The organism is Actinomyces minihominis (assembly GCF_900187855.1).
Classification (GTDB): domain Bacteria; phylum Actinomycetota; class Actinomycetes; order Actinomycetales; family Actinomycetaceae; genus Scrofimicrobium; species Scrofimicrobium minihominis.
In genome coordinates, this window is record NZ_FYEG01000002.1 from 55,707 (window position 1) to 81,839 (window position 26,133).

Annotated in this window: 19 protein-coding genes and 5 tRNA genes; 16 read left to right on the forward strand and 8 right to left on the reverse strand. The window is 58.8% G+C overall.

What is annotated here, in order from left to right:
* The first annotated feature begins 4 nt into the window (after nt 1-4).
* Entirely contained in the window at nt 5-2,833 is a 2,829-nt protein-coding gene (locus tag CS903_RS02315; protein ID WP_099331953.1) for an aconitate hydratase, read from the forward strand.
* Between the two features lie 89 nt (nt 2,834-2,922).
* On the opposite strand, the gene CS903_RS02320 is transcribed toward CS903_RS02315, so the two are convergent.
* A complete protein-coding gene (locus CS903_RS02320) occupies nt 2,923-4,938 on the reverse strand; it encodes an alpha/beta hydrolase family protein (protein WP_099331954.1) in 2,016 nt (671 codons plus the stop codon).
* A gap of 123 nt (nt 4,939-5,061) precedes the next feature.
* Here CS903_RS02320 and dxs point away from each other — a divergent pair, with 123 nt between their 5' ends.
* From dxs to pflA, 3 genes are all read left to right on the forward strand, one after another.
* The gene (gene dxs / locus CS903_RS02325) at nt 5,062-7,050 is read left to right on the forward strand and encodes a 1-deoxy-D-xylulose-5-phosphate synthase (protein WP_242491716.1); all 1,989 of its coding nucleotides are present in this window, start codon (nt 5,062-5,064) and stop codon (nt 7,048-7,050) included.
* 130 nt (nt 7,051-7,180) lie between these two features.
* Nucleotides 7,181-9,442: a formate C-acetyltransferase gene (pflB, locus tag CS903_RS02330; RefSeq protein WP_099331955.1), complete on the forward strand. Its 2,262-nt coding sequence runs from the start codon at nt 7,181-7,183 to the stop codon at nt 9,440-9,442.
* Between the two features lie 66 nt (nt 9,443-9,508).
* Complete coding sequence (pflA, locus tag CS903_RS02335) at nt 9,509-10,387, forward strand: pyruvate formate-lyase-activating protein (RefSeq protein WP_099331956.1); 879 nt, start codon at nt 9,509-9,511, stop codon at nt 10,385-10,387.
* 7 nt (nt 10,388-10,394) lie between these two features.
* On the opposite strand, the gene CS903_RS02340 is transcribed toward pflA, so the two are convergent.
* A complete protein-coding gene (locus CS903_RS02340; RefSeq protein ID WP_099331957.1) occupies nt 10,395-11,729 on the reverse strand; it encodes an HRDC domain-containing protein in 1,335 nt (444 codons plus the stop codon).
* A complete protein-coding gene (locus CS903_RS02345) occupies nt 11,719-12,285 on the reverse strand; it encodes a DUF3000 family protein (RefSeq protein ID WP_099331958.1) in 567 nt (188 codons plus the stop codon). Before CS903_RS02345 ends, CS903_RS02340 begins: the two co-directional genes overlap by 11 nt.
* Nucleotides 12,286-12,379: 94 nt before the next feature.
* Here CS903_RS02345 and CS903_RS02350 point away from each other — a divergent pair, with 94 nt between their 5' ends.
* The 3 genes from CS903_RS02350 (at nt 12,380) to CS903_RS02360 (ending at nt 13,651) form a co-directional block, all read left to right on the forward strand.
* Nucleotides 12,380-13,429, forward strand: coding sequence for a lipid II:glycine glycyltransferase FemX (locus CS903_RS02350; RefSeq protein ID WP_099331959.1), 1,050 nt, complete (start codon nt 12,380-12,382; stop codon nt 13,427-13,429).
* A 76-nt stretch (nt 13,430-13,505) separates the two neighbouring features.
* Nucleotides 13,506-13,578 (forward strand) — tRNA-Gly (locus tag CS903_RS02355).
* 1 nt (nt 13,579) lies between these two features.
* Nucleotides 13,580-13,651 (forward strand) — tRNA-Val (locus tag CS903_RS02360).
* Between the two features lie 110 nt (nt 13,652-13,761).
* Here CS903_RS02360 and CS903_RS02365 read toward each other — a convergent pair.
* The gene (locus CS903_RS02365; RefSeq protein WP_099331960.1) at nt 13,762-15,009 is read right to left on the reverse strand and encodes a carboxylate--amine ligase; all 1,248 of its coding nucleotides are present in this window, start codon (nt 15,007-15,009) and stop codon (nt 13,762-13,764) included.
* A gap of 185 nt (nt 15,010-15,194) precedes the next feature.
* On the opposite strand from CS903_RS02365, the gene CS903_RS02370 reads away from it, so the two are divergent.
* The 3 genes from CS903_RS02370 (at nt 15,195) to CS903_RS02380 (ending at nt 15,456) form a co-directional block, all read left to right on the forward strand.
* Nucleotides 15,195-15,267 (forward strand) — tRNA-Gly (locus CS903_RS02370).
* A 45-nt stretch (nt 15,268-15,312) separates the two neighbouring features.
* Nucleotides 15,313-15,383 (forward strand) — tRNA-Cys (locus CS903_RS02375).
* A 1-nt stretch (nt 15,384) separates the two neighbouring features.
* A tRNA-Val gene (locus CS903_RS02380) sits at nt 15,385-15,456 on the forward strand.
* A 229-nt stretch (nt 15,457-15,685) separates the two neighbouring features.
* Here the strand turns inward: CS903_RS02380 and CS903_RS02385 are convergent.
* A complete protein-coding gene (locus CS903_RS02385) occupies nt 15,686-15,919 on the reverse strand; it encodes a hypothetical protein (protein WP_099331961.1) in 234 nt (77 codons plus the stop codon).
* A gap of 191 nt (nt 15,920-16,110) precedes the next feature.
* Between CS903_RS02385 and CS903_RS02390 the strand changes: the two genes are divergently transcribed.
* The 3 genes from CS903_RS02390 to CS903_RS02400 all read left to right on the forward strand — a co-directional run bounded on the left by CS903_RS02390 (nt 16,111) and on the right by CS903_RS02400 (nt 18,462).
* Nucleotides 16,111-16,713, forward strand: coding sequence for a hypothetical protein (locus tag CS903_RS02390; protein WP_099331962.1), 603 nt, complete (start codon nt 16,111-16,113; stop codon nt 16,711-16,713).
* A 337-nt stretch (nt 16,714-17,050) separates the two neighbouring features.
* Complete coding sequence (locus tag CS903_RS02395; protein ID WP_129587567.1) at nt 17,051-17,368, forward strand: hypothetical protein; 318 nt, start codon at nt 17,051-17,053, stop codon at nt 17,366-17,368.
* 53 nt (nt 17,369-17,421) lie between these two features.
* Nucleotides 17,422-18,462 (forward strand): GIY-YIG nuclease family protein, encoded by a 1,041-nt coding sequence (locus CS903_RS02400; protein ID WP_099331964.1) that lies wholly within the window; start codon nt 17,422-17,424, stop codon nt 18,460-18,462.
* On the opposite strand, the gene CS903_RS02405 is transcribed toward CS903_RS02400, so the two are convergent.
* The 3 genes from CS903_RS02405 to CS903_RS02415 all read right to left on the reverse strand — a co-directional run bounded on the left by CS903_RS02405 (nt 18,423) and on the right by CS903_RS02415 (nt 22,005).
* A complete protein-coding gene (locus CS903_RS02405; protein WP_099331965.1) occupies nt 18,423-18,761 on the reverse strand; it encodes an McrC family protein in 339 nt (112 codons plus the stop codon). The two genes, CS903_RS02400 and CS903_RS02405, sit on opposite strands and share 40 nt — an antisense overlap.
* A gap of 41 nt (nt 18,762-18,802) precedes the next feature.
* Nucleotides 18,803-20,025 (reverse strand): IS3 family transposase gene (locus CS903_RS02410; protein WP_099331966.1). Its coding sequence is split into 2 segments (ribosomal slippage): nt 18,803-19,740 and nt 19,740-20,025, totalling 1,224 coding nucleotides; the frame shifts between segments, so codons are not numbered across the junction.
* A gap of 447 nt (nt 20,026-20,472) precedes the next feature.
* Complete coding sequence (locus CS903_RS02415) at nt 20,473-22,005, reverse strand: APC family permease (RefSeq protein WP_207203728.1); 1,533 nt, start codon at nt 22,003-22,005, stop codon at nt 20,473-20,475.
* 326 nt (nt 22,006-22,331) lie between these two features.
* Here CS903_RS02415 and CS903_RS02420 point away from each other — a divergent pair, with 326 nt between their 5' ends.
* Genes CS903_RS02420 through CS903_RS02430 form a run of 3 tightly spaced genes read left to right on the forward strand, consistent with a single transcriptional unit; the run spans nt 22,332 to nt 26,094 of the window.
* Nucleotides 22,332-23,675 carry an NAD(P)/FAD-dependent oxidoreductase gene (locus CS903_RS02420; RefSeq protein ID WP_099331967.1) on the forward strand — a complete coding sequence of 448 codons (1,344 nt, stop codon included), beginning with the start codon at nt 22,332-22,334 and terminating at the stop codon, nt 23,673-23,675.
* Between the two features lie 43 nt (nt 23,676-23,718).
* Nucleotides 23,719-24,648, forward strand: coding sequence for an AraC-like ligand-binding domain-containing protein (locus tag CS903_RS02425; protein WP_099331968.1), 930 nt, complete (start codon nt 23,719-23,721; stop codon nt 24,646-24,648).
* A 36-nt stretch (nt 24,649-24,684) separates the two neighbouring features.
* The gene (locus tag CS903_RS02430) at nt 24,685-26,094 is read left to right on the forward strand and encodes an aldehyde dehydrogenase family protein (RefSeq protein ID WP_099331969.1); all 1,410 of its coding nucleotides are present in this window, start codon (nt 24,685-24,687) and stop codon (nt 26,092-26,094) included.
* Nucleotides 26,095-26,133: the final 39 nt, after the last annotated feature.

Here is a 26,133-nt window from a genome sequence, read left to right on the forward strand (position 1 = left end):
CCCTGTGGCAAACATGGACTCGTTTAACGCACGTGCAACACTGACCGTAAACGGTAGTGATTACAGTTACTATCGCTTGGATTCGGTCCCCGGAGTTGATCGGCTTCCATACTCACTGAAGGTGCTTGCGGAAAACCTGCTACGTAATGAAGACGGCGAAAACATCACCGCCGACCACGTTCGCGCCATTGCTGGTTGGGATCCAAACGCCCAACCAGAAGATGAGATTCAGTTCACGCCTGCCAGGGTGGTGCTCCAGGACTTCACCGGAGTGCCCTGCGTTGTCGACCTCGCGGTGATGCGTGAGGCTTACGAGGCCATGGGAGGTGACCCGGAGAAGATCAACCCGCAGGTGCCCGCAGAGTTGGTCATCGACCACTCCGTTCAGATAGATGCCTTTGGATCTAACCTTGCCTTCGCCCGTAACGTTGAGCGAGAGTACGAACGCAACGGAGAGCGTTACCAGTTCCTGAAGTGGGGACAGCAGGCCTTCTCAGACTTCAAGGTGGTTCCGCCGGGAACCGGCATTGTCCACCAGGTCAACCTTGAGTACCTCTCACGCGGGATCTTTACTGAAAAGCGTGACGGTGAGGTGCTGGCATACCCGGACACCTGTGTCGGTACCGACTCCCACACCACCATGGTCAACGGCATGGGGGTTCTCGGCTGGGGTGTCGGTGGTATCGAGGCCGAAGCAGCCATGCTGGGACAGCCCATTTCAATGCTCATTCCCCGCGTCGTTGGCTTCAAGCTCACCGGTTCGATCCCAGCGGGCGCAACCGCCACGGACGTCGTCCTCACGATTACCGAGCTTCTTCGTAAGCACGGGGTGGTCGGAAAGTTTGTTGAGTTCTATGGCGACGGCGTGGGGGCTGTTCCCCTCGCGAACCGTGCCACCATCGGTAACATGTCCCCGGAGTTTGGTTCGACCGCTGCCATGTTCCCCATCGATCAGGTCACGCTGGACTACCTGTACCTCACCGGTCGTTCTGAGGAGCAGGTCGCCCTCGTCGAAAGCTATGCCAAGACCCAGGGCCTGTGGCACGATCCCAGCCGGGAAGTGGAGTACTCCGAGTACCTTGAACTGGACCTCTCGACGGTCGTTCCGTCAATCGCCGGACCCAAGCGCCCCCAGGACCGCATCCCGTTGACGGAGGCCAAAGAGTCCTTCCGAGGCAGTGTTCCCTCGTATGTCAGCGAACCTGACCGTATCCATGAGACGGAGTTGGATGAGGCGCTTGAAGGTACATTCCCGGCCTCAGATCCCGTGCAGCCTACCGATAACTCTGATGATGACGGCTCTGCACCGGCCCGGCCGGCCGACAGCGCCAGCCGCCCGCACCGTCGGGTGGAAGTCACCCTTGAGAACGGCAACAGCGTGGAACTTGACCACGGAAAAGTCGTCATTGCATCAATCACTTCGTGTACCAACACCTCCAACCCTTCGGTCATGCTGGCTGCCGGTTTGCTGGCTCGTAAGGCCAATGAGCGTGGACTCAAGGTCAAGCCCTGGGTAAAGACCTCGATGGCCCCGGGTTCCCAGGTTGTTTCGAACTACTACGACCGCGCGGGTCTTTGGCCGGATCTTGAGGCACTCGAGTTTTACCTGGTTGGTTATGGTTGCACCACCTGTATCGGTAACTCCGGCCCTCTGCCAGAACCTGTTTCAGAGGCAGTCAACGAACATGACCTGGCAGTGGCATCAGTGCTTTCAGGCAACCGGAACTTCGAGGGACGCATTAACCCCGATGTAAAGATGAACTACCTGGCCTCACCGCCACTGGTTATCGCCTACGCCCTTGCGGGGACAATGGACTTTGACTTTGCAAGTGAACCGCTTGGTCAGGACCGCCATGGAAAGGATGTCTTCCTCGAAGACATTTGGCCCTCACCCGAAGAGGTCCAGGCAACCATTGACTCCAGCATCGACCGTGACATGTTCCTTCAGGACTACGCCGATGTGTTTGCTGGCGATGAGCACTGGAGAGAACTGAATGCTCCGGAGGGGGCAACCTTTGCCTGGGAAGACGATTCCACCTACGTGCGTCGTGCCCCGTTCTTCGAAGGAATGCCTGATGTCCCCGAACCCATCCAGGACATCCATAATGCCCGGGTTCTTCTGAAGCTGGGGGATTCGGTCACCACTGACCACATCTCGCCAGCGGGGTCCTTCAAGGCCGATTCTCCGGCCGGTCAGTACCTTCTTGACCGCGGAGTGGCAGTTCGGGACTTCAACTCCTATGGTTCCCGACGCGGCAACCATGAGGTCATGATGCGAGGCACCTTCGCCAACATTCGTATTCGCAACGAAATGATCCCGGGCGTTGAGGGCGGATTCACCAAGGACTACACCAGGGAGGACGCTCCCGTTGCCCCGGTGTTCAATGCAGCCCAGAACTACCTTGCCGAAGGGACACCCCTGGTTGTCCTGGCAGGTAAAGAGTACGGTTCGGGTTCATCGCGAGACTGGGCCGCCAAGGGTGTGGCTCTCCTCGGAGTTCGTGCGGTGATCACCGAGTCATTCGAGCGCATTCACCGTTCGAACCTGATTGGCATGGGAGTCCTTCCTCTTGAGTTCCCAACCGGAGAAGATCGCAACTCCCTTGGTCTTGATGGGACCGAGATCTTCAACATTGTTGGGATGGAGAAGTTCAACGAGGGCGTGACTCCCAAGACTGTCGCAGTGACGGCCACCAAGGAGGACGGCTCAGTCATCGAGTTCGATGCTCGCGTTCGTGTCGACACTCCGGCCGAGCGAGATTACTTCCGTAACGGAGGCATTCTGCAGTACGTCCTCCGCAGCCTTAAGGCCAAGGAGCTAGCGGACGCCTAACGCAGTACCTACTAGGAAGGCCTCCCCCTGGAGATCTATCCAGGGGGAGCCCTTCTACTTAGCTTCTTACCAGTCAGCCATCCGTGCAGCTACCTGTTCCAGTTAGCAATCTCAACCTTGATGTCGGAGGTGGTCTGAAAACCCCAAATTTCGCCATAGAAGGCCAGCTCCGTGTCCCAGGCAGTACGGATGGATCGGTCCTGCGCGTAAGAGTGACCTTCCTCTTCAAAGACCACGAGTGCGACCGGCTTACCCTCTTGTTTTAGCGTCTCGACGGCTTTCTCAACCCGTTCAACTGGAGCCAGGTGATCCTTGCCACCGTGCATGAAGAGAACGGGAGCGTTGACCTGTTCGATGTGTTCGAGGGCGTTCGCTTCAGCCCAGGCCGCGTCCTCAAGATTGTACGAACCCACCAGGCGACCGGGGTAGTTCTTTTCAAACTTATGGGCGTTGGCGGCCAAATCTCGAATATCAGGGGTACCCGCAAGCGCGACGGCACCGGAGAACAAGTCCGTCTTCTCGATCGCGTGAAGTACGGTAACCACCCCGAAGGATTCGCCGCGAATCGCAATGCGTCCGGCGTCTACCAGACCCTCTGCTATCAGGTGCTTCACTCCACTGACGATGTCGGCTACATCGCGGGTGCCCCAGTGGCCTGAGATTTGGCTTCGATAGTTTCGGCCAAATCCGGTGGCTCCGCGGGGGTTGGGTTTCAGTACCGCAAACCCCCGGCTGGTCCAGAACTCAACTGCCATGTCGATTCCCGGGTGGGCTGCCATTGTCGGCATCGGGTTGACTGAGACGAGTAGTGGAGGGAGCTCAGTCTCAGGGGCTTTGAAGTTCTGGTTGGTAGGCATGAAAAGGAGCCCGTGACCGCGGGTGTTGTCATCGTTTTTCCATTTCACATTTTCGACTCGGGAAATGAATCCCGGATGTACCTCCACCTCGGTGGAGGGGCGAACGACGACTGGTTCGCCATTCTTCACCTCGATGATCGAGGGTGGTTCAATCGCGGAGTCGCCGAGGAAGATGACCCGCCCGCTGTCTGAGGCCACATTGCCGACCGGCCACCAGCCGAGGGGCCATTCTTCAAGGAGTCCGTTATCGAGGCGAATCGTTCCCAGGTGTCGGGTTCCGTCCTTTGCCCAGGTGCAGACCAGGTGGTCGTTGTCGAGGTTGTCGTAGGTGTGGGAGCCCAGTTTCCAGTGGGGTTGTGAGAAGGCTTGGTTCGCGGGGTGGAGCGCCCTGGTGCGAAGTCGTGTCTGCCAGGCGTCGGAGGGTTCGCCCTCACGAAGCTCAAAGCCTTCGGTTCGGTACAGGTTTGCCCAGCCGGTGGAGTCATCGGCGTGAATGAGGTCGTTGTCAAGGGTCCACCGTGGTTCGTAGACGCAGACGTCCTTGTGGTCGACGAGGACGACGTCGGAGAGGTAGTCACCAAATTCGCTGAGTGCGCCCACGTGAAGTTGGGATTGGGTCCACGGCATCTCCGGGTGGTTCCAGGTGATCCAAACCAGTTTTGAGTTGTCGTGGGAAAGTCCGGGGGAGGATACGAAGTCTGTTCCCTCAAAAATGGTGCGGATGAGGTCGGGGTTGCGAGCGGCAGAACCATCAATGGGGATGGACACCAGTGTGGACACGGGTTCCCGGCCCTCGGCTTCTCCGCTTCGGTCTTCGCGTACCGCGTAGACGAGTCCACGGGAGAGATCAAGCTCAAAGTCTCCGTAGACGCTGTCGGAAAGTGGTGTCAGCGGAACCACGGCGCGTCTGCGGTCAGAGACGCGGAAAGCGTAAACGCGGTTGTCGTTCCCATCGGAGAAAACCAACTGTCCATCGCGGACTGCATAGGCGCGGCCGCCACGTCCGTGTACATCAGTGGAGACGTTGATGAGGCGGGAACCTTCAAGGAGGGGAAGGACCTCCATGGTCTGGCCCATGGCATCGCGACGGAGAAGGACAGACCTGCCTTCCCGTCGTGGGTTGTCTTCCACCCAGTAGATATCTGGCCCATCGAGTCGTAACTGGGTGATTACCACGGTTCGTTCGGTGAATGATTCGGGGGTAACCGGAGAGGTCCACGTCCCGTATGCGGCAGTTTCCTTGGCCATTCGTCCTCGTCCTAAGTGTCGGCTTGGCTGCTCTGGCAGGCAGAAAGATCCAGGCTACGTTGGTTTCGAGCTCTCTGCCTCCCGTCATTCTACTCGGGCACACGCATTCGGTAGAATGTCTGAATGACTGAAATGATGGACCGCTCCGGACAGTCGGACCAGATGCGTTACCCCCTTTTGTCCCGGGTGACTACCCCCGCCGATCTATCGGCTTTTACATCTGCCCAACTGGTGGGGTTGGCACAGGAGATTCGGGCCTATCTGATTGAGTCGATCGCCAAGACCGGTGGTCACCTTGGTCCGAATCTCGGCATTGTTGAGGTGACGCTTGCCATTCACAGGGTGTTTGAGTCTCCGAGGGACACGATCATCTGGGATACGGGGCATCAGGCCTACATCCACAAGCTACTCACCGGACGCCGCGATTTTTCTAACCTACGGCGCCAGGGTGGCCTGTCGGGCTATCCGTCGCGGGCAGAGTCTGACCACGATGTAGTTGAGAACTCGCACGCCACGACTGCTCTGTCGTGGGCTGACGGGGTCTCCAAAGAAAAGCAACGCATGGGTGTTCCCGGGACCACCGTTGCCGTGATAGGTGACGGTGCGCTGACGGGTGGAATGGCCTGGGAGGCTCTCAACAACATCGCCCAGGACCCGCGCCGCCCGCTGGTGATCGTCATGAACGATAACGGGCGTTCCTACGACCCAACCATCGGGGGATTGGCGAAGATTCTTGACGCCATGCGCACCTCTCAGGGGTACGAGGAGACGCTGCGGCGGGGTAAGTCAACCCTGCTCGGCCTCGGAACCATGGGGAAGCGAACCTACGGGGCACTACACGGCCTGAAGGCCGGGCTCAAGGATGTCTTTGCCCCCCAGGCGATGTTTGGGGACCTGGGGTTGAAGTACATCGGCCCGGTTGACGGTCATGATGAGGTCGCCCTTGAGTTGGCCCTGGAACGCGCTAAGTCATTTGGTGAGGCCGTAATTGTCCATGCCATCACCGAAAAAGGTCGAGGTTACAGCCCCGCCGAAGAGGACATTGCCGACCGTTTTCACGCTGTCGGAGTCATTCACCCGGAGACGGGTCTCCCGGTGGCGCCGGCACGCTTTGGCTGGACTAAGATCTTTGCCGAACACCTGCTGAAATCTGCCGAGAAGGACCCAAGAATCATCGGTGTGACTGCAGCCATGATGGCGCCGGTGGGCTTGCAACCCCTGGCGACCAGGTTCCCCGGCAGGGTCATCGACGTCGGCATTGCTGAGCAGCACGGGTTCACCTCTGCTGCTGGAATGGCTTTCGAGGGCGCCCACCCGGTGGTCTGCGTCTACGCCACCTTTATGAACCGAGCATTTGACCAGTTGCTGATGGACATCGCGCTACATCGGGAACCCGTGACCGTCGTCCTCGATCGGGCTGGCATCACCGGCGATGATGGTGCTTCCCACAACGGAATGTGGGACCTGTCCCTGGCCGCGATGGTTCCGGGACTTCGCGTGGCCGCCCCGCGCGACGGAAAGTCCCTTCGGGAAGAACTGACCGAAGCCCTTCAGGATCAAAGTGGCCCAACTCTTCTGCGCTATCCCAAGGGTCAACCACCCGCAGATATTCCAGCTCTTCGCGCAGCTGCCGGAGGCGACGTTGTTTTTGAACGTAGCGAACTCGACCTCCCCGAAGGAGAGGCGGCTGCCTCAATCCTTATCGTCGCTGCTGGTTCTATGGTTCCAGCTGCGATTGAAGCGGCTAAACGCCTGGTCCATGAGGGGTATCCCGTCACGGTGGTCGATCCCCGTTGGGTCCTGCCGGTTCGGGACGAGCTCGTGGAACTTGCTAAACAGTTCGACACGGTTGTTTCTGTTGAGGATGGAATCGAAGTCGGCGGCATGGGCAGTGAACTGAGTCGACTGAGCACTCGCGCCGGGGGCCCGCCAGTCCACGTCCTCGGGGTTCCCCGCAACTTTTTCCAGCACGCGTCGAGGGCTTCAATCATCGAGGAAATCGGCCTGGATGCAGAGGGAATCTACCAGTCTGCTCATCGGGCTGGGGCTATGGTCCTAGGCGTAAATGGAAGGCGACCTAAGGCACAGGGGAAGACCTCAAGAATGGCATGATCCGGCGGAACATGACGCTTGTGAGAGTTTCCATCACCCTGCCTGCTGCCGTTTGATCGAAGGGCAACCTAAGCTGGGAGGCAGAGCGGGAGACCTCCGCCTGCTGTCAAGTTCCAGGAGCAATGAAGACATGACCATTTTTGTCGAGTCAACCGAAACCGCCACAACAGGCGCATGGAGGGGATTCGAACCGGGCCTGTGGCAAGACTTTGTTGATGTTCGCGACTTTGTGCAACTCAATTACACCCCCTACGAAGGGGACGCCACCTTCCTCGTTGGCCCGACCGAGCGTACCACCCGGGTTTGGGACACCCTTTCTGGGATGTTCCCCGAAGAGCGCGAAAAGGGTGTCTACGACATCGACACCAAGACGCCGGGTCGCATCGATAGCCATGCCCCCGGTTACATCAGTGAAGATGACAACCTGGTTGTCGGCCTGCAGACAGACGCACCCCTCAAACGAGCCATGATCCCCAACGGTGGTTGGCGAATGGTTGAGAACTCACTGAAAACTTACGGCTATGACGTCGACCCTTTCGTTCGAGAGATCTTCACTCACTACCGCAAGACCCATAACCAGGGTGTCTTTGACGTCTACCCGGATTCGGTTCGCAAGGCACGCTCGTCCCATATCGTCACCGGTCTTCCTGATGCATACGGCCGAGGCCGAATCATCGGCGACTACCGCCGCGTTCCCCTCTACGGTGTTGACCGTCTGATCCAGGCCAAGAAGGCTGACAAGGCTGAACTCAATGCGCGATTCTCAGAGGACGGCATCATTCAGCAGCGCGAGGAGCTCGCGGAGCAGATCCGTGCCCTCGAAGAGCTCAAGGCCATGGCGCAGTCCTACGGGTTCGATATTTCTGGGCCTGCGACCACTGCAAAGGAAGCCGTTCAGTGGCTCTACTTTGCATACCTCGCTGCGGTCAAGGAGCAGAATGGTGCAGCGATGTCGCTGGGCCGTACCTCCACCTTCCTGGACCCCTACTTCGAGCGGGACCTCGCAGAGGGAACCATCGATGAGGTCGAAGCTCAGGAAATCATCGACGACTTTGTCATCAAGCTGCGAATCGTCCGCTTCCTGCGCACCCCGGAGTACGACGCGCTGTTCTCAGGTGATCCCACCTGGGTCACCGAAACCATCGGTGGTAACGGTGAGGACGGCCGTACCCTGGTCACCAAGAACTCGTTCCGCATGCTCCAGACCCTGAACAACCTGGGGCCTGCGCCCGAACCCAACCTGACGGTTCTCTGGTCGGAGAAGCTGCCGGAGGGATTCAAGGAGTTCTGCGCCAAGGTCTCAATTGAAACTTCAGCGATTCAGTACGAGTCCGACTCGCTGGTGCGTGGATCATGGGGAGATGACGCCGGCATTGCCTGCTGTGTCTCGGCCATGAACATCGGTAAGCAGATGCAGTTCTTCGGAGCACGCGTCAACCTCGCCAAGGCCCTCCTTTACGCCATCAACGGTGGCAAGGATGAGCTGTCAGGTAAGCAGGTCGCCCCACCCACCAGCCCAGTGACCACAGACGTCCTCGAGTATGAGGATGTTATGCAGAAGTTTGACGTGCTGATGGACTGGCTTGCCCGAACCTACGTTGACGCATTGAACTGCATTCACTACATGCACGACAAGTACGCCTATGAGCGCATTGAAATGGCCCTGCATGACAGCGAGATCCTGCGGACCATGGCCTGCGGTATCGCGGGTCTCTCGGTCGCAGTCGACTCTCTGTCCGCCATCAAGTACGCCAGGGTGACCCCGATTCACGACGAGAACGGCATCATCGTTGACTACAACGTCGAGGGCGACTTCCCGCACTTCGGAAACGACGATGACCGCGTTGACGCCATTGCCGTTGAGCTGGTTGAAACGTTCATGGATAAGATCCGTCAGTATCCGACCTACCGCGGGTCAACCCACACCCAGTCGGTCCTGACAATCACATCGAATGTTGTCTATGGCAAGCACACTGGTAACACCCCGGATGGCCGTCGTAAGGGCGAACCATTCGCACCGGGAGCCAACCCGATGAACGGCCGTGACCGCCACGGAATGCTTGCCTCTGCACTGTCGGTAGCGAAGCTTCCCTACGATGCGTCACAGGACGGTATTTCCCTGACCAACACGGTCGTCCCCTCGGGACTGGGACGTACTGAGGACGAGCAGGTCAAGAACCTGGTCGGCCTGCTGGACTCCTACATGGGTGAGGGCGGGTTCCACATGAATGTGAACGTCCTCAACCGGGACACACTTGAGGACGCCATGGAGCACCCGGAGAACTACCCGCAGCTCACAGTGCGTGTTTCGGGTTACGCGGTGAACTTTGTTCGCCTGACCCGCGAGCAGCAGAAGGACATCATCAGCCGTACCTTCCACGATCGCGTCTGATTAGACACTTGGGCCCGGCGTTTCGTCGGGCCCAAGCTTTTTCCACAGAGAGGCCGGTCCAGGCAAGTGGTGAACAGAGTTGCCGACGGAGTTACCGGAGAGTTCGCTCCGGCTCCGGCTGACCACCCGTTCCATCGTCCTTCGGGAAAGGGAATCGGTGGACTCGACCCACTCGGTGAGGTCGAACGGCGCGAACAGGCCGCCATGATTCACGCTGGAGAGTTGCTTTCGGTTCACTCCTGGGAACTGGTGACTGCGGTCGATGGTCCCGGAACCCGCATGACAACCTTCCTTCAGGGCTGCCCGCTGTCATGCCTCTACTGCCATAACCCCGACACAATGGATATGCGCCGCGGGACTCTGGTGCCAACGGATGAACTCTGCGAACGCATCTACCGCTACCGGCGCATCTTCGCCCGAACCGGGGGAGGGATCACCCTGTCCGGTGGAGAACCACTCATGCAACCTCGGGGCCTCAGCAAGATCCTTCAGTTTGCCAGGGACAACGACATTCACACCGCTATTGACACCTCGGGGTACCTGGGCCACCGCTGTAGCGATGAGATGCTGGGGAACCTCAACCTGGTTCTGCTCGACATCAAGTCGGGGCTACCGGAGGTTTACCGCAAGACCACCAATCAGGACCTAGAGCCAACCCTGGTGTTCGCCGATCGACTCGCCCGAGCCGATATTCCCGTTTGGGTGCGCTTCGTGCTGGTTCCCGGACTGACCGATGACCGCGACAACATTGAACGGGTCGCTGAGATTGCCTCAACGATTCCCTCCCTAGAACGCGTCGAAGTGCTTCCCTTCCATCAGATGGGACGCGACAAGTGGGATGTTCTTGGTTTCAAGTATGAGCTGGAAGACACCAAGCCGCCCTCGGTTGAAGTGACCGAGCAGGCCCGCGATATTTTCCGCCGCCGCGGAATCAACACCTTCTAGAACCCCGCTAGAAACTACGGGAAGACTTACGCCGCAGCTGCTGCACGGTCGCCTTCGAGACCGCGGGCATCAACTCACGGACCTGCCAGCTCCGAGCACCGGCCTCGATAAGCGCCGACTCCAAGTCGCCCTCAAGTTCCCACCAGGCAACCTGACGCTGCACCTTTGGTTCGAGGACGACCTCCGGTTGAACCCCAAGCGGCGAGGCGGCGCGCTTGGCCAAGTCACGTAGGGTCTGCAGGCGCTCCCAGGCGACCGGATCGGTCCTCTTCCAGGTTGCGGCTGCAGGAACATGGTCTGGATCTTGCGGAACCCGCATCGAAGGGAGCTCTGACTCAGGGAGGGCGCGAGCTCTCGAGATAGCTCTCCACCACTGATCGGTGTACTTCCGCGCCCTCGTTCTGCGGAACTGCTCTATAGAGGTCAGTCGAGCCTTCGACTGGGGGTTCTCAAGCGCAGCGGCAACGATGCCGGCCGTGGGAAGAATTCTCCCGGGAGCCGTGTCAAGGTCCCGGCCAATCTGATCTCGGGTCGTCCACAGCTCACGGGCTATCGCCAGACCCAGCGGGGTGCGGACCTTACCGAGTCCCTTGGTATCGCGCCAAGTTACCTCACGGGGAACAAGAGGGTGGGCAAGCTCGTGTGCAAACTCTTCTTCAGCCCAACCCAAACGTCCAGCGTCCTCGAGACGCAGAGTCATATCTTCGAGAAGTTCGGGAAGGAGTTCTACGTCGAGGGCGGCATAGCGCAACCAGTCGATGGGGAGGGGACGCAGCGACCAGTCCTCATTCTGGTGGCTCTTTTCAAGGCTGATTCCAAGGACGTGCTCAGTGACTGCGCCGAGCGAGAAATGCTCGAACCCGAGGAGCTTGGCGGCAATTTCCGTGTCAAATATCGCCGGAGCAGTCAGGCCCAACTGCGTCATGCAGAGCAGGTCCTGGTCAGCTGCGTGAAGGATCCAGGGACCGGTCATGGCAGGGGCGAGAATCGAAAGATCTGGGAGCTTGAATGAGTCAATCAGGAACGAACCAACGCCCTCTTTCCTCAACTGGACCAAGTAGGCGCCACCCCCGTAGCGGTACCCCTGGGCACGCTCGGTGTCCACAGCCGTCGGAGCGTCGTTCTGGGAGAGCGCACGGGCTGCCTCAGCGAGGGCTTGAGGTGACTCTATAAGTTCGGGAATGCCCTCTTTGGGTGAGCGCAGCAGGCGTGCAGCAGACTCTGACTCTTCCACTAGCTCAGCTACCTCAGTGCGCACTTGCTGCACGGGCTTGGCAGTGGGGGTCCTCTTCGGTACAGGAACGGGATGAACCGGTTCCTGGAACAGGGGACTACTTGACATGGGGACGTCCAATACGTGTTACTCCGTGAGGCATGGCACCGCAGTTCTGCCTGAGGGCCTCTGACCAACCCTGAAAGTCAGCCGAGAGGTCTGAGGAAGACGCGGTCCAGGAACACCGAAGATCGGCATTCAACTGGGATCCCTTCAACTCTAGGCCGCCGAAGGTCTGAGAGATCTCACGTGTGACTGTTCCAACGCAGGCGAGAGCGTCGGCTCCGGCCTCCTCCAGGCTGTGGATGAGGGTTGCCCAGATAACCTCACCAAGAAGGGGGTCCGTTGCCTGGTCATCATCGATGCTCATTCGGGCCTGGCCAACCAGGCGGAAGCTGCCACCCCACACGTCTTCCTGCGTGGGGTCATAGAGAATCACCATCGTCGCCCTACCTAGAGGTTGCTCGCCGATCTCCTCGGCGGTCTCGACCTCGACCGCAGCGGCCCAGGGGGCCAGGTGTGACGGGGCTGGGACTTCGCGAAATCGTAGGGTTGGATCAACTTCCGAGTCGCGCAGTGAGTGCAGCGCAGCCACAAACTCCTGTGGTGGAACAGTTTGATTCACACTGCTAACTTTACGTTTTCAGAGGAATATTCGACGGAACCACGCCGATAGCTCAGGGTTGAACTGCGGTAACGTTGTTCCTTCAGGAGGTACCATGACCACTTCGCAGGTAGTAATCAGACCAACTACGGCCCAGGAGATGCGAGACCACGCCGTGGCGGCGCAGGTTAACGTCCCTATCGAGCAGACCTGGGTGTGGGCTGAGTTTGAAGAGACCTTCCCCGATCGGCAGCTAGTGGGTTTTTTCTCGATAGCGTTCAACGGCGAGGTCGTCGCGATCCTCGGCATGACAGAGTACCGGTACCACGGTTTCAATTTCCTCTGGTGTAAACATGGGCCCACCTGGCTTGTTGATCCGACTGAAGAGCTAGAGCGTGCGGCACTTCAAGCACTCATCAAGTGGATCAAGAGAAACAATCGCGGGGTGGCATTCTTGCGTCTGCACCTTGAGTTTCCAGGTCCGGACGCGTTTCCTCCCATGCAGATCACCACGTATGACCAGACCGTCGTAGTTAGGTTGTCCGAGGACGAGGACGAACTGATGGCAGGCTTTAAGAAGCGTGCCCGTACCAAGGTACGCGGAGTTATCAGGAAGACTCCGGTGGACCTGGCGGATGAGACGGACCAGGCTGCAGAGGACTTCTCACCTTATTTTGAAATCATGGCTGAGACCGCCGATAGGCAGGGGTTTACGCCGTGGCCGCCCTCGGTTTATGAGAACATGCTGCGAACCTTGAAACGAGAGCATTCACGCCTCTACGCCGCTCGCGTTGACGGCGAGCTTGTAGCGTTCGCTATCTTCACTCTTTCGGGTCAGGAAGCGGTCTACTACTACGCCGCAGCGACTGAGAATGGTCGCGCTCACGAGGCGTCGATCCAGGTCCTGCACCATGCCTTCAAGGAACTCGGCGCGGAAGGTCTCACGACGATGGACCTGATGGGAGTCGGCTCTGAACTGGCACCATCGCTCCACACCCTCACACCTTTCAAAAGTGGCTTCGCTCCGGACATCACCCAGGTGCCTCCGGCTTTTGACGTGCCTGTCAACCGGGCCCGATTCAGGATGCTCGAACTACTTCGAGAGGGAAAATCCAAATTAGACACGCTGAAGGACCGCGTTTCAGAACGTGAAAAAGGCGACTAGCGCTCAGTTTGGCACCCTCGATAAGCGCTGATAGAGTTACTCATGCTTCACCCCCCCAATGGGGCGGAAAAGCAATGCGGACATAGCTCAGCTGGTAGAGCATCACCTTGCCAAGGTGAGGGTCGCGGGTTCGAATCCCGTTGTCCGCTCGGGCCGTTGGCGCAGCGGTAGCGCGCTTCCCTGACACGGAAGAGGTCACTGGTTCGATCCCAGTACGGCCCACTAGAAGGAAGAGGTCCCGTCTCGTGAAAACGAGGTGGGACCTCTTTCGTATCTCCGAGTGGGGGGCGGGCTCCCTTAACGGACTGCCCCGCCCCTCCCAGAATCCGGTCCTACATCACCTCTGAGTGATGTGCCTTGAACTTGCGATAGTAGTTATAGGTCTGGCCCAGAACGATAGCCTTGCGCCTGAGGTTCTTCTCAATCGGGGAGCGAAGTGGGTTCACCACCCGGTGCTGCCTGACAAGGGAGCGAACCCTGGAGAGCAGCCCCCGGTCCGTGACGTACTTCGTGATCAGAGAGACGGGGACGAGGGTGTAGAGGGCTGCCCGCACGGCCTCGACAGCTTCCTGAGGACGCCCCTCAACCAGATCTGTTGCCATGACAGTCATCGGGTTCTGGCCGGCCGCTACGACATAGTAGGAGTTGCGGCCAATACGCGGGTTAACCTCAAGGAAGTAGGCGATACCATCCCTTGGATCAACCTTGATGTCGAAGTTTGCGAACCCGGTGTAGTTGCCCGCCTTGAGGATCTTTTCAGCCTGATCCCACATCTCCGGCAAAGCCTGGGTTATCATGGCGACCGGGTTGCCAATCATCGTGGGGGAGGGGTCCTGGAGGAGGACGTGCGCGGAGCTGCGCAACTTGACCATTCCGGCAGAATCAACATAGAACGTGAGGGAGCGCATCTGCTCATCACCTCCCGGTATCAACTGCTGAACCAGGAACTTATCCCTGAAACCCGCACCCCGCAGGCTGACCCACATTGAATCCAGTTCCTCGGGCGTCTTAATGAACCAGATTTTTTTCTTACCGGGGAAAGAGACCTTCTCGTACTCGCTTCCCGATGAGGCCTTGGCAACCACGGGGAAGGGGATATCGATCGTTGGGGCAACCCAGCCCTCATCCGGGCCGTCGCAGTCAACCACCACTGTTTTCGGGGTGGCTATGTCCAGCTCTTCGCAGACCTTCGCAAAAGAGTCCTTCTCGCAGAGGAGATCAATGGTCTCTAAGGTAGGGGAAGGAATCGTGTAATCGACCTCGAGAAGACTGCGGTGCCTAGCAAAGAACGTTACAGCCCCGTCAGAGTTCGCAAGAAGGAGCAGGTGTCGATCAGGGTGGCGCTGCGCTATCTCACGCAGGTGGTTCAGGCGGATCTCATCACTCGCACCAGGCTCAATGTGTTCAACGTCAAAGAACACCGAATCGGTGATCAACTGAACGGGGTCGTTAGCCAGGCATAGCGCACGTACCCCGAATGCCTCAAAGCACTCCAGTCCCAGGGCGTAGGCACCCGCGTCACCGCCAAGAATCACGGGCAAAACTGAACTCGTTGCGCTGGGGCGCCCCACTCTAGTCATCTGTTTCCTATCTGACAGTACCGGTGTAGATCAACGTGTTGACTCTGCGCCACGTCCTCGACAAACAGTATCCGCCTAACCTTCGCCCCGTGAAATACCCGTACGGCAAGCCCTCCAATTTGCTCCAGAGTGCCGTTTCCGAGTAGTCTCAGACCTCGTGATTAGCTCTCTTTCGGGTGCTAGTTGCGGACGTAGCTCAGCTGGTAGAGCATCACCTTGCCAAGGTGAGGGTCGCGGGTTCGAATCCCGTCGTCCGCTCTCTCAAGAGTTGAACCTGACGGTGTCAGACAGCGAATGAGACCAGGTGGGTTGACCGAGAGGATAGGTAGCGGCCTGCAAAGCCGTCCACACGGGTTCGAATCCCGTACCCACCTCGGGCCATTGGCGCAGGGGTAGCGCGCTTCCTTCACACGGAAGAGGTCACTGGTTCGATCCCAGTATGGCCCACCGCAGTATTGCAATGAAAAGTCCCGGTCGATGAGGCCCAAAATTTGTCTCTGGGGGCCATTATTTCGAGACTTTTTTCGAAGATCTGGTAGAAAAGAATAGGTCTCCAGCGGGCATCCAGGCGAAGTTGAGCGTGCTAGTCGGCGCGGATGTTTACCCAGTTGTCCTCAACTAGCGTCCGTATGCTGAGATTAGACTTGAGACGGCACACCAGTGTGTATGGTCTACTTCACATGGCAAGTTTGTCAAGCACCTCGTCACAGATCGCGCCGTACTCCTCCTCGAACATCCACGCATAGTCGCCCAGCGCGTCCTCGCGGGTGTAGTCGCGGTACTTGGCGACCTCGTCGATGAAGAACAGCAAGAGAACCTTAACGCCCGACACTGGTCGACGGCAGAGAAACCTACCGGTGAATAGGCGAGAGTGCTGGGCATATGTTTTGAACCTCTCGGCGTCCGCCATTGTCACCGCCTGGGAAGAAAAATGAGGACCGGCCCTTCCGGCCAAATATCAAGACTGCGACTTGACCTCGGCTAGACAAATCGTGGAGTTGTCCCACTGGGTGGGGGCAACCTCTCTGGCCTGCCTTCAACCGCTCAATAAGCGGTTTCGAGTTCGGAGACATCGGTGGACCGGTCAAAAACTGGCGTGAAATGTTCGTTCAGGTGCTCGGGGAACTGGTCCGCATCGACCGAGCAAGAGTTTTCGAGCGCGCAAAAACAGGTGCTTGGTATCACTTAGGACCAAACAGCTCTGCCCCGCCCGGATTCTCGGAAGTGACTCCTGATTTGAGTGTGTTTGTTGAGAGTTCAACCCACTCGAAACTCAGCATGTTGCGCAACCTTTTCGAAACCCTCACCATCGATCCGGATGAACTGGTGTTTACAATGCACCGCACGACCGGCGAGGCGAGTGACGAATCTTCTCCACACCCGCAGCCCGAGGACGAGCTAGTGTTACTCGCTACATCAGCGGTTACAGCCAGCACTGAAGGTTTTAGCGATGCGGTAAAACGCATATCGGACGAGTTTGTCAGTCTGTTTGGAGACCGGCGCGTGGCCGATCCTAGAAGCGTCCTCGGCGAGTTCCCAGCTGTATTTGCCGCAGGCCTGGCAGACAGAGAAACCGTCACAGAGGCAGAGGTCAACGCGTTGATCAGTAGCCTGATCGATACATCTGAGTCGGTGGATCCGGCCCATCTGTGGCGAGCACTTAACGATGGCACGGTCTTGAGCTGGTTAGAAAAAATGGCGTAGATCGGCACGTAGACATACAGTCACCACACACAGGCTCGTCACCGCGAAGTGAGCTCCAGTTCGACCAGTGGAACCATTTCCGCGAGCTGATCTCTAATTCAATGATCAGTTGGCTGCTCGGAATGTAGTCTCGACGTAAAAGGGCGGCATGGCTGCCGTCAACCGGATAACGATGAAAGCCGAATAAAGCTCCCCGTCCTCGATCCAAGAAAGGACACTTAACGGAATGGCTGCACCCCTGGGTGTGGGCGACCCTATTGATTTCGACGTTCGGACCTTCGCGAATATCTTGAAGAAATTGCCCACGCGCACCCCCATCTCAGACAAATTCGAAGGTGTGTCTTCTCAGAGAGGTGGGGCAGCGCGTAACTGGCAGCGGGAGAAGATGGTCGGATGGTTTCGCGACCAAGCCACTCTGGGGTTTGGCGCCTATTCCCGTGAAAAACCTAATTATTCTGCGCGTACCACCTGGCAGCGCCTTGCCTACCCCGGGGGAATGATCTGGATAGCTGAAGCACTCGGCGTCCCTGGGGACGTCGTCGAAGCTGCCGTTGCGGGGGTGAATGCGCAAACAGATAAGCGCCGCCGATGCGGGGTGATTCGCTCGGACATCCCGTGGGAAATGATTGCTGAGAGAGCCTATGAACTCCAATAGAATCTCCGCTCACCGATCCGCCCGCTGTGGGTGACTAGGGAACGACAAACGCTATGAAGAAGTGGATCCTAAAAGACCCATCATCGGTCCAAGCCTTGTTTCCCACTGAGCGTCGAGGGATTTACGTCCTGCACTTCGAAAATGGGGAGCAGTACGTGGGTCAGACGGAGAACATCGTGGCGCGTTACGCGCAGCACCGCCACGGCTCTGGCCACCATGCTCCGTGGGAGGACGTGGTCGCCATCGAGTTTCTCCACGTCCCTAAGGGCAAACTGGACCCGATCGAACGGGAGTGGATCCGTAACCGACGGCAGCAGGTGATCTTACGGAATAAAGCGTTCAACTTTGGGCATGCGCAACCGTCGGTCTTAGACCCGTTCGTTCCGATCGAGGCGCAAGAGCACTGGGCTACAGGTCAAGCCAGCTATGACGTTGCCCCCTTTGTCGAAGCGCTCAAGGGAGGCTGGGGGCGCGAGCGTCCCAGGCTCGCGGTCGCCGCTTTCGGCCGACAGAAGCTACCGGATGGTCGGATGGTGTGGGAGGCGGTCGTTGACGAACTGGCCCAAGTGGTTGCGGACGTCATCCCGAACGCGATTGAGACAGAAGGGAAGTTCTGGAGCCTGTCGGACTCCCCAAGTACCAGTGGTGGCAGATTCGCAACGCTCAACGTTGGTGTACTAGAGCTCGCGTTCTTCCCCCGCGTTAAATCCGAGGCTCAAGTTGGAAGCCTAGACGAGAGCAACGGCCTAACGTGGATCCTGAACGCGGAGGAGGAAACTTTCATACCTTATGAGGAAGTGACGCCACGCTTCAAAGACGACGAGGCAATCGGTTACATGGCGGAAATCGCGGGGATGCCGGTGGGGTTCTTCCGTATTCCTGAGTATTATTCGGTGCCAGTTGACCGGGTAGAGATGCCACTTGGTGCTTTCGGCGTCCAGGTGTTAAGCCCGTCCGAACGTGATGGCGTTCGGAGGTTAGCGATCCACATGATGCGGTCCGGCAGTTTGGGAGCGAACCAGCGCTCTCACAGCCGCGCCCTAACACGCCTGGTTTACGAAAGGATTGTTGAACGCGCAATGTCGTCTAGCTGATTTGAGATGTCGGCAAAGTCTTGGCGCAGGTCAAGGGTTTGTACGTGGATCTGGTTGCCATCTAGTTTCCAAGTGACGCTCGGTTGGACCTCGTGTTCCGTCCTCGCATAAAGCAGCATTCCCGCTACGCGCTTGCCAGGTTCGGTAGCTTCCTTGTTCTTAACGTAGGCGAAGATCTGGTACAGGTTCGCAGAGTGGACCGTGCGCTTGTCAAAGCGTTCCTGCGTGCTCTTGGAATAGTACTTCGCACCAATAATTAGGGACCCTTCTGCACCAGTGAGGGTGATATCGCTTCGCATGACGTGAATTGGCCTGGGTTTAGTTCCGACCGGTTTTCCTGTCAGCCGGTTGGTGACAGAAGCGTCTCGGTCTCAGCGTAGTATGCCTGCTCGACTTCGGCCGGGGTGCGCATGTCGAGTTCCCCGTGAAGTCGTTCATGGTTCCACCACCACACGTACTTAAGGGTCGCGAGCTCGACCTGCTCAACGGTCCGCCATGGCCTTTGCTGACGAATAAGCTCGGTTTTGTAGAGATTGTTGACCGCCTCAGCCATCGCGTTGTCGAACGAATCCCCGACGGTTCCGGTCGAGGGAACAGCGCCGAGTTCTTGGATACGGTCGGTATAGACCATGGCGGTGTAGTTAGACCCGTGATCAGCATGATGGATGAGCCCGTCGAGCCGGCCGCCTGACTGCCATGCCGCCATATCGAGTGCTTGCATCGGCAGAATCTCTGACTTCAGTGTCGAAGCAACGTTCCAACCCACGATCCTGCGCGAGTACACACCCGTGACGAACGCGACATACGCGAACCCGGACCAAGTAGCGACGTAGGTCACATCGCACACACAGAGATTGCGCGGCCCATCAGCGATGAATCTCCGGTTCACGAGATCAGCAGGCAATGCCAGCGCCTTGTCGGGGCGCGTGGTGAATACCCGCTTCGATTTCCGCACCCCGCGCACCCCGGCGAGCCGCATCAGACGCTCGGTCTGGTCGCGGCCGATCTCCCACCCCTCACGCTTGAGCAGCGCGTGCATCTTCCGTCGCCCGTACACGCTGTAATGCTTCGCGTGGAGGCGCTGAATCTCGGACACGAGCAACTTGTCACGGAGCCGTCTCACCGAGGTCGGCCGCGACTTGGCTGCCCGGTAACCACGCGAGGTGAGAAACCCACGAACTGCCGTCCTGAGCGTACGGCAGAGGAACTCGACCCCGAAACGATCACGATGCTCGTCGATGAACTGGATCATATCGTTCGTGGCCGGTCGAGTTCCTTCGCGAAAAACACGCTCGCAGCTTTAAGAACCTCGTTGGCCTTCTTCAGCTCGGCGTTCTCGCGTCGCAGACGTCGGTTCTCTTCGGCCATATCGCTCGTGACGCCGGGTCTCACGCCGGTATCGATGTCGTAGCGGCGCTGCCACACTCTCAGCGTCTCCGGGCTCACTCCAAGGAGGCCGCCGACGTGTCGGCAAGCGGCGGTCAGCGATTCATATTCGGGGCGGGCCTCGGCAAGCATGCGGAGCGCACGCTGACGAAGTTCGGGGTCGTATTTGCTTGGCATCGTAGTTCCATCCTTATATACAGATCGGAACTAAACCCAGGCCAATTCACGTTTGGTGTTGCCGTGAACTGACCCCTACTCGCTGGAGATCGCTGTCTATGAAGAGGGAGTTATCCCATGTTGGTGTCGACACTGACGCTAGACGTAACGGTGACAGGGCCAGAGTTGCGTCACGTGAGATTGGTCGTCCGTCTTCTTTTGGGAAAGGCCGGACATGCAACAGCGGGACGCAGTTAAGGGCGAAACAAGTTCCAAACGTTGGTCTTTTAGACGGTCCACTTTTTGGGCGGCCATGCCGGGATCGGACCAGTGACCACTTCTGTGTGAAGGAAGTGCGCGGTAGCTCCGTGTAGAGCTGGGGTTTCACTGGGTGTGCTGTTTCGAGCGATGGGCACGTCCACCACCCTCTTCGGTGTGTGGACGTGCCCATTCGTGTTGCTGCTCCCTCTACTCGGTGACGATACCGGAGGGCTTGACGTACTCCACGTCCTCGGCGCCGTAACCGATGCGTTCGTAGATGGAGGGTCGGTTACGTTTCAGCCACTGTGCCCAGAGGGTGCCAAAGAGGCCGGGGGCGACAACCAGGGCTGGGAGTAGGAAGGTGAGAAGGTCAGGCTTTTCCTGCTCAAGCAGAACGTTGAAGTTGACAACGATCAAGAAGAACACCGCGGCCAAACCCACGAAGGCGATGGCTGGGGCGATGAAACGGGGGAAAAGACCAACGTCAGTCTTGGTCTTCATGAAGAAGCCAATCAGCGACAGCGAAGTCAAGGCCATCAGCATGACGAGGCCGAGGGCGCCCGTGTTGGTCAGCCAAGAGAACAGGGTGACAACAGGGTAGAGGTTACCTAGTTCCGAGCCGTTCCCAGCCACTGCGAAGCCCAGAATGACGACGGTGGCGATCAGGGTCTGACTTAGAGAGCCAGCCCAGGGAGCGTTCGACTTCTCGCCGACCTTGGCAAGCACAGAAGGCAGAACCTGCTCCCGTCCCAAGGAGTAAAGGTAGCGGGCCACCACATTGTGGAAGGCAACCAGGGCAGCGAAAAGGCTGGTGATGAAAAGGACCGAAATGATGTCAACAACAATGACCCCCATGTGGGAGGCGACGAAATCAAAAAGAAGGGGAGGACCGGCCTCTTCAACGGGAATCCCCCCTTCGATCCTGTCGGGACCAACCGCAATCGCCAGAGCCCACGAGGAAATGGCGTAGAACGTACCGGTGATGATGACGGCGATAAAGGTGGCGCGAGTGACGGTACGACGCGGGTCTTTCGCTTCCTCAGAGTAGATGGCGGCCGACTCAAACCCCATGAAGGCAGCAATACCAAAGGCCAGGACAGCGCCAATCCCGGGGCTGAAAAGGGCGGCCGGTTCGATGGGTCGGGCGGTGAAGCCCTCAGCGGGGTTCGCGAAAGCGATGACATCGAAAATGATCACGAGGACGAACTCGAAGAGGACGATAATGCCCAGCACCTTGGCGGAAACATCAACACTGTTAATGCCCAGGTAAGCGACGATGACGATACCAACCAGGATGGGCAGCCACCAGGGGATAGAGATCCCGAACCAACTGTTCACCAGTTCGGAAACCTGGAAACCAAACATGCCGTAGATACCAATCTGCATGAAGTTGTAGGCAACGATAGCGACGAAAGAGACGCCGACACCGAACGGTTTGCCAAGGCCGCGGGCAGCGTAAGCATAGAAGGCACCCGCGTTGGTGATGAAGCGGCTCATCGCCGTATAACCGACTGCGAAAATCGCCAGAATGAGGGCGAGGAGCACGTAGGCGGCAGGCAGGGCCGAGTTAGCAGTGACAGAGTAGGCGGTGGTTGCCCCACCAACAACTACGAGCAGAGGGGCAGAAGCCCCGATAATCATGATGACGATGGGGAAAACGCCGAGACGACGTTCGGGGGCTTTCCTTGCCCCCGTGGCGCTGGTGCCGCTTGCGGGCCGCGCCTTGGTTTCTTGACTCATGTTTGACTTCCTTGTCGAAGCGGCCCGGCCGCTTTGTTACCCACACCTCAGTTGGGTGGCATGACGGAAAGGCTAATGGGGAACAGCTTGGGACTTTTGTCTCACAGCGCACACCTGTTGACTGCCAACGCAGGCTTCCTTGCTGTCCTCCGCAGAAGGTGGGGGTGAGACTGCCCACCATGGCGTATGTTTACGCAGGTCACAACTGGTTTCGCTACTCCGTCCTCGGCAATCTAAGCGTCTGTAGCGGCGTTTCGGAGCCGTTGACCCTCAGCGCAGCCCAGACCTAGCCTGCTTGCAACCCACAGGAACCAATGGAGGTAAACATGGGAAGCAAGAACCTAGAGAAGACGGTAGCCATCGTTGGAGCTGGCTTCGCGGGACTGGTCGCAGCGCGCGAACTGGAAACCGTTGGCATCAAGACAGAGATTTTTGAGGCCCGTGACCGCATCGGCGGTCGGGCTTGGACCGAGGACCGCATGGGACACACCCTGGAAATCGGCGCCACCTGGGTGCACTGGATGCAGCCCTTCATTTGGACAGAGATCAAGCGCTACAAACAGGGCATCTACCCCAGCCCTGTCGCCGAACAGGCACTGTGGCTCACCGGAGGGGAAGTCAAGGAAGGCACCGAAGCGGAACTGGACGCCCTCCTCGAGCGTCCTCAGGCAGCCATCTTTGAAGGTTCCCGCGAGTTCTTCCCCTACCCGCACGACCCGCTCCACATCCTGGAGGGCGACGATGAGGAGTTGATTGCCCGCTTCAAGGCTAAGGACCAGGGCAAGGTGCTCGATGTTCTGCGTGAAGGTGACTTCACCCAGGAGGAGATCGACCTGGCGGATGCCTACTGGTCGGCTGGCTACATTGGTTCCACCGACACCGCCTCGCCCCTGATGGCGATGCACTGGGCGGCTCTGTCGGACCACCGCCTCGGCCTCCTTGACGAGCAGACACTGCGCTTCAAACTTAGCAATGGCATGAAGGGCATTTACGAGGGGATTTACGAGGACGTGCGAGGCGATGTCCACCTCAACTCCCCGGTCAAGAAGATCGACCACGGCGAAGACAGTGTCGAACTCACCCTGGCTGATGGCAGCACCTTCAGAGCAGACGCGGTGATCGTGACGGTTCCCCTGGGTGCCATGAAGACCATCGAGTTCAACCCACCCCTAAACCAGGAGCGTCAGGATCTGGTCGAAGAAGGCTTCAACTCGACCGGCGTCAAAGCGTGGATCAAAGTTGAGGGTCACCACTCCGTCCTCGCCTATGCCCCCTCGGGAAGTCCGCTAGCACTCATTCGTTCGGAGTATTTCCTCGACGATGGAACGACCATCCTGGTAGGTTTTGGTTCAGATCACAGCAAACTCGACCTCAGCAATGTTGCTGCCGCCCAAGAAGTTATCAGCCAGTGGCGCCCCGACCTCAAGGTCGTCGACGTGACCGGCCATGACTGGGTGGCTGACCCCTGGTCAGGACAGGCCTGGTCAACACTGAAGTCCGGACAGTTTATCAACGGTTGGAGCATGTTCCGAGGAAGCGACTCGCGCCTCCGGTTCGCGGGAGCTGACTGGGCGGAAGGCTGGAACGGGGTGGTTGTGGACGGTGCAATTGAAACCGGCATTACCACTGCGCGGGACCTCATCGACGAGTTCCGGGCAGAAGAGAAGTAGCCGGAATCTAGCGGTCGGAGGGTCTGGTTTGGGACTGCAGCCCATGGACTTATCACAGTTCAAGAAGGCACTGGGGGATTCCTTCGTGCCGCTGGACGTGGAGGCGCAGACTGCCCAGACCTTCCGCGGGCAACTGCAAACTCATTCCAGCGGGAAGGTGCACTTCACGATTGTCGAGGGCGATAGCCACACGGTGATCCGCACTCCCTCTCTAATCTCGCAGGGCCGCGAGAACTTCTACAAAGTGGCCCTGCAGTTAGAAGGTGGCGGTCACGTGGCCCAGGGCAAGCGGGAAGTCAGTTTGAACCCCGGCGCCCTCACCCTCTACGAAACCGGCCACCCCTACACGCTGGAGCTGCTCGATGGCTCCCGAACCTTCGTCATGATGGTCCCAACTTCGCTGGTGCAGATTCCACGGGAATCGGTGAGCGAACTGGTCACCCTTCGTCTTGACGAGGCCGGGAGCCTCGGCTCCCTAGTCACCTCTCACCTTCATAACCTGGCAGCCTCGCCGGGACTGATCTCAGGACCCGCCGGGGGACAGTTGACGCGGGGCACCTTGGATCTGCTGCTCGCCCTCCTCAGCGGAGAGCTGGCGGTAAGGACCGTGGTGGTCACGCCCCGCCAGGAACTGTTCAAGGAAATCCTCTACTACCTTGAGGACAACCTGGCCCAACTCGACCTCACCAGCCAGATGGTGGCGAACGCACACTTCATTTCTATCCGCACCCTCCAGGACCTCTTCCAGGAAAACGGCACAACAGTCTCGGCATGGCTTCGCAACCAGAGGCTGGAGAAGTGCCGAGAGGAACTCCTCGACCCCGCCCACTCCGATCGTTCCGTCGGTCTGATTGCCAGCAGGTGGGGGTTCCAAAACCCGGCTCACTTCAGCCGGGTCTACCGCGACAAGTACGACGAGACGCCCAGCCAAACCCGCTCCAAGAGGTGGGAAAACCTGGTCGTCACCCACTAACTAGAAGCAACATCAGTCTCATTGAAAGGCCCCACCATGCAAACTTACGAAGAACTCCTCGATGCTGTTGTCGCCACCGACGGCGACACCGTGACCATCCTGGCCCCCGCCACCGAGCAGCCGATTGGCGACGCACCCTGGCATGACGAGGCCGAACTGGAGGCCGCGATTGCGCGGGCGCAGGCTGCGCAGCCGGCCTGGGCGGCGCTATCCAGTGCAGAGCGAGCCGACTATCTGAACCGAGCGGCGGACGCGATTGAGGCTGCTGCCGAACCCTTGGCGCAGTTGCTGGCCCGCGAGGTCGGTAAGCCTCTCGGCGGCGCCAACGCCCGTTTCGAGGTCGGGGCATCGGCCAACTGGCTGCGCGCTACTGCTGCCCAGGAGGTGCCGGTGGAGACCCTGGTAGACGACGGGGAAACCTACGCGGAACTGCACTACCGCCCCATCGGGGTGGTCGGGGCGATCACCCCGTGGAACTGGCCCATGATGATCGCGACCTGGCAGATCGCCCCCTCGCTGCGGGTGGGGAACACGGTGGTCATCAAGCCCAGTGAGTACACCCCCTTCTCCGGCCTCGCTCTGGCTGCGGTCATCAACCAGGTACTTCCCGAGGGCGTCCTCAACGTGGTGGTTGGTGACGGCGAACTGGGCGCTGCCATGACCGCGAACCCAGCTTTCGGGAAGATCATGTTCACCGGGTCGACGGCCACGGGAACCAAGATCATTGAGTCCTCAGCGGCGAACATCACGCGCCTCACCATGGAGTTGGGAGGCAATGATGCGGGAATCGTCCTTGCCGATGCGGATCCGCAGCAGGTTGCGGGCGACATCTTCTGGGGTGCGTTCCTTAACACCGGTCAGACCTGTGCGGCGCTGAAGCGCCTCTACGTTCATGACGACATCTACGACCAGGTTGTCGACGCGATCGCACAGGTGGCGAAGTCTGCGCCCATGGGGGACTCGCTGGATGAGGATTCTCTGCTCGGCCCAGTCCAGAACAAGCGCCAGTGGAAAATCGTTGACACCCTTGTCAAGTTAGCGGTTGAGAGCGGGGCGCGTGTGGTGGTGGGTGGCAACCCGGATCCGGATGCCACCGGATACTTCTACCCCGCCACCATCGTCGCCGACATTGATCCAGAAAATGCCCTGGTGGTGGAGGAGCAGTTTGGGCCTGCCCTTCCCATCGTGCGCTACTCGGACATTGAGGACGCGCTGAGGTGGGCAAATGCGCTGGACGTGGGGCTGGGAGCGTCGGTGTGGGGCAGCGATCGCGCCGAAGCACTCAAGGTGGCAGAGCGGATGGAGGCGGGCACCGTGTGGATCAACAAACACGGCGCGGTGCACCCCTTCATTCCGTTCGGGGGCACGAAGCGCTCCGGGTACGGGATGGAGTTCGGGGTTGAGGGCTTGAAGGCGGTTTCGGTGCCGCAGGTCATCAACGGCTGAAACTAGTTGGGCGCCCGGCCTCTCCCCTCGGTTTGGGGT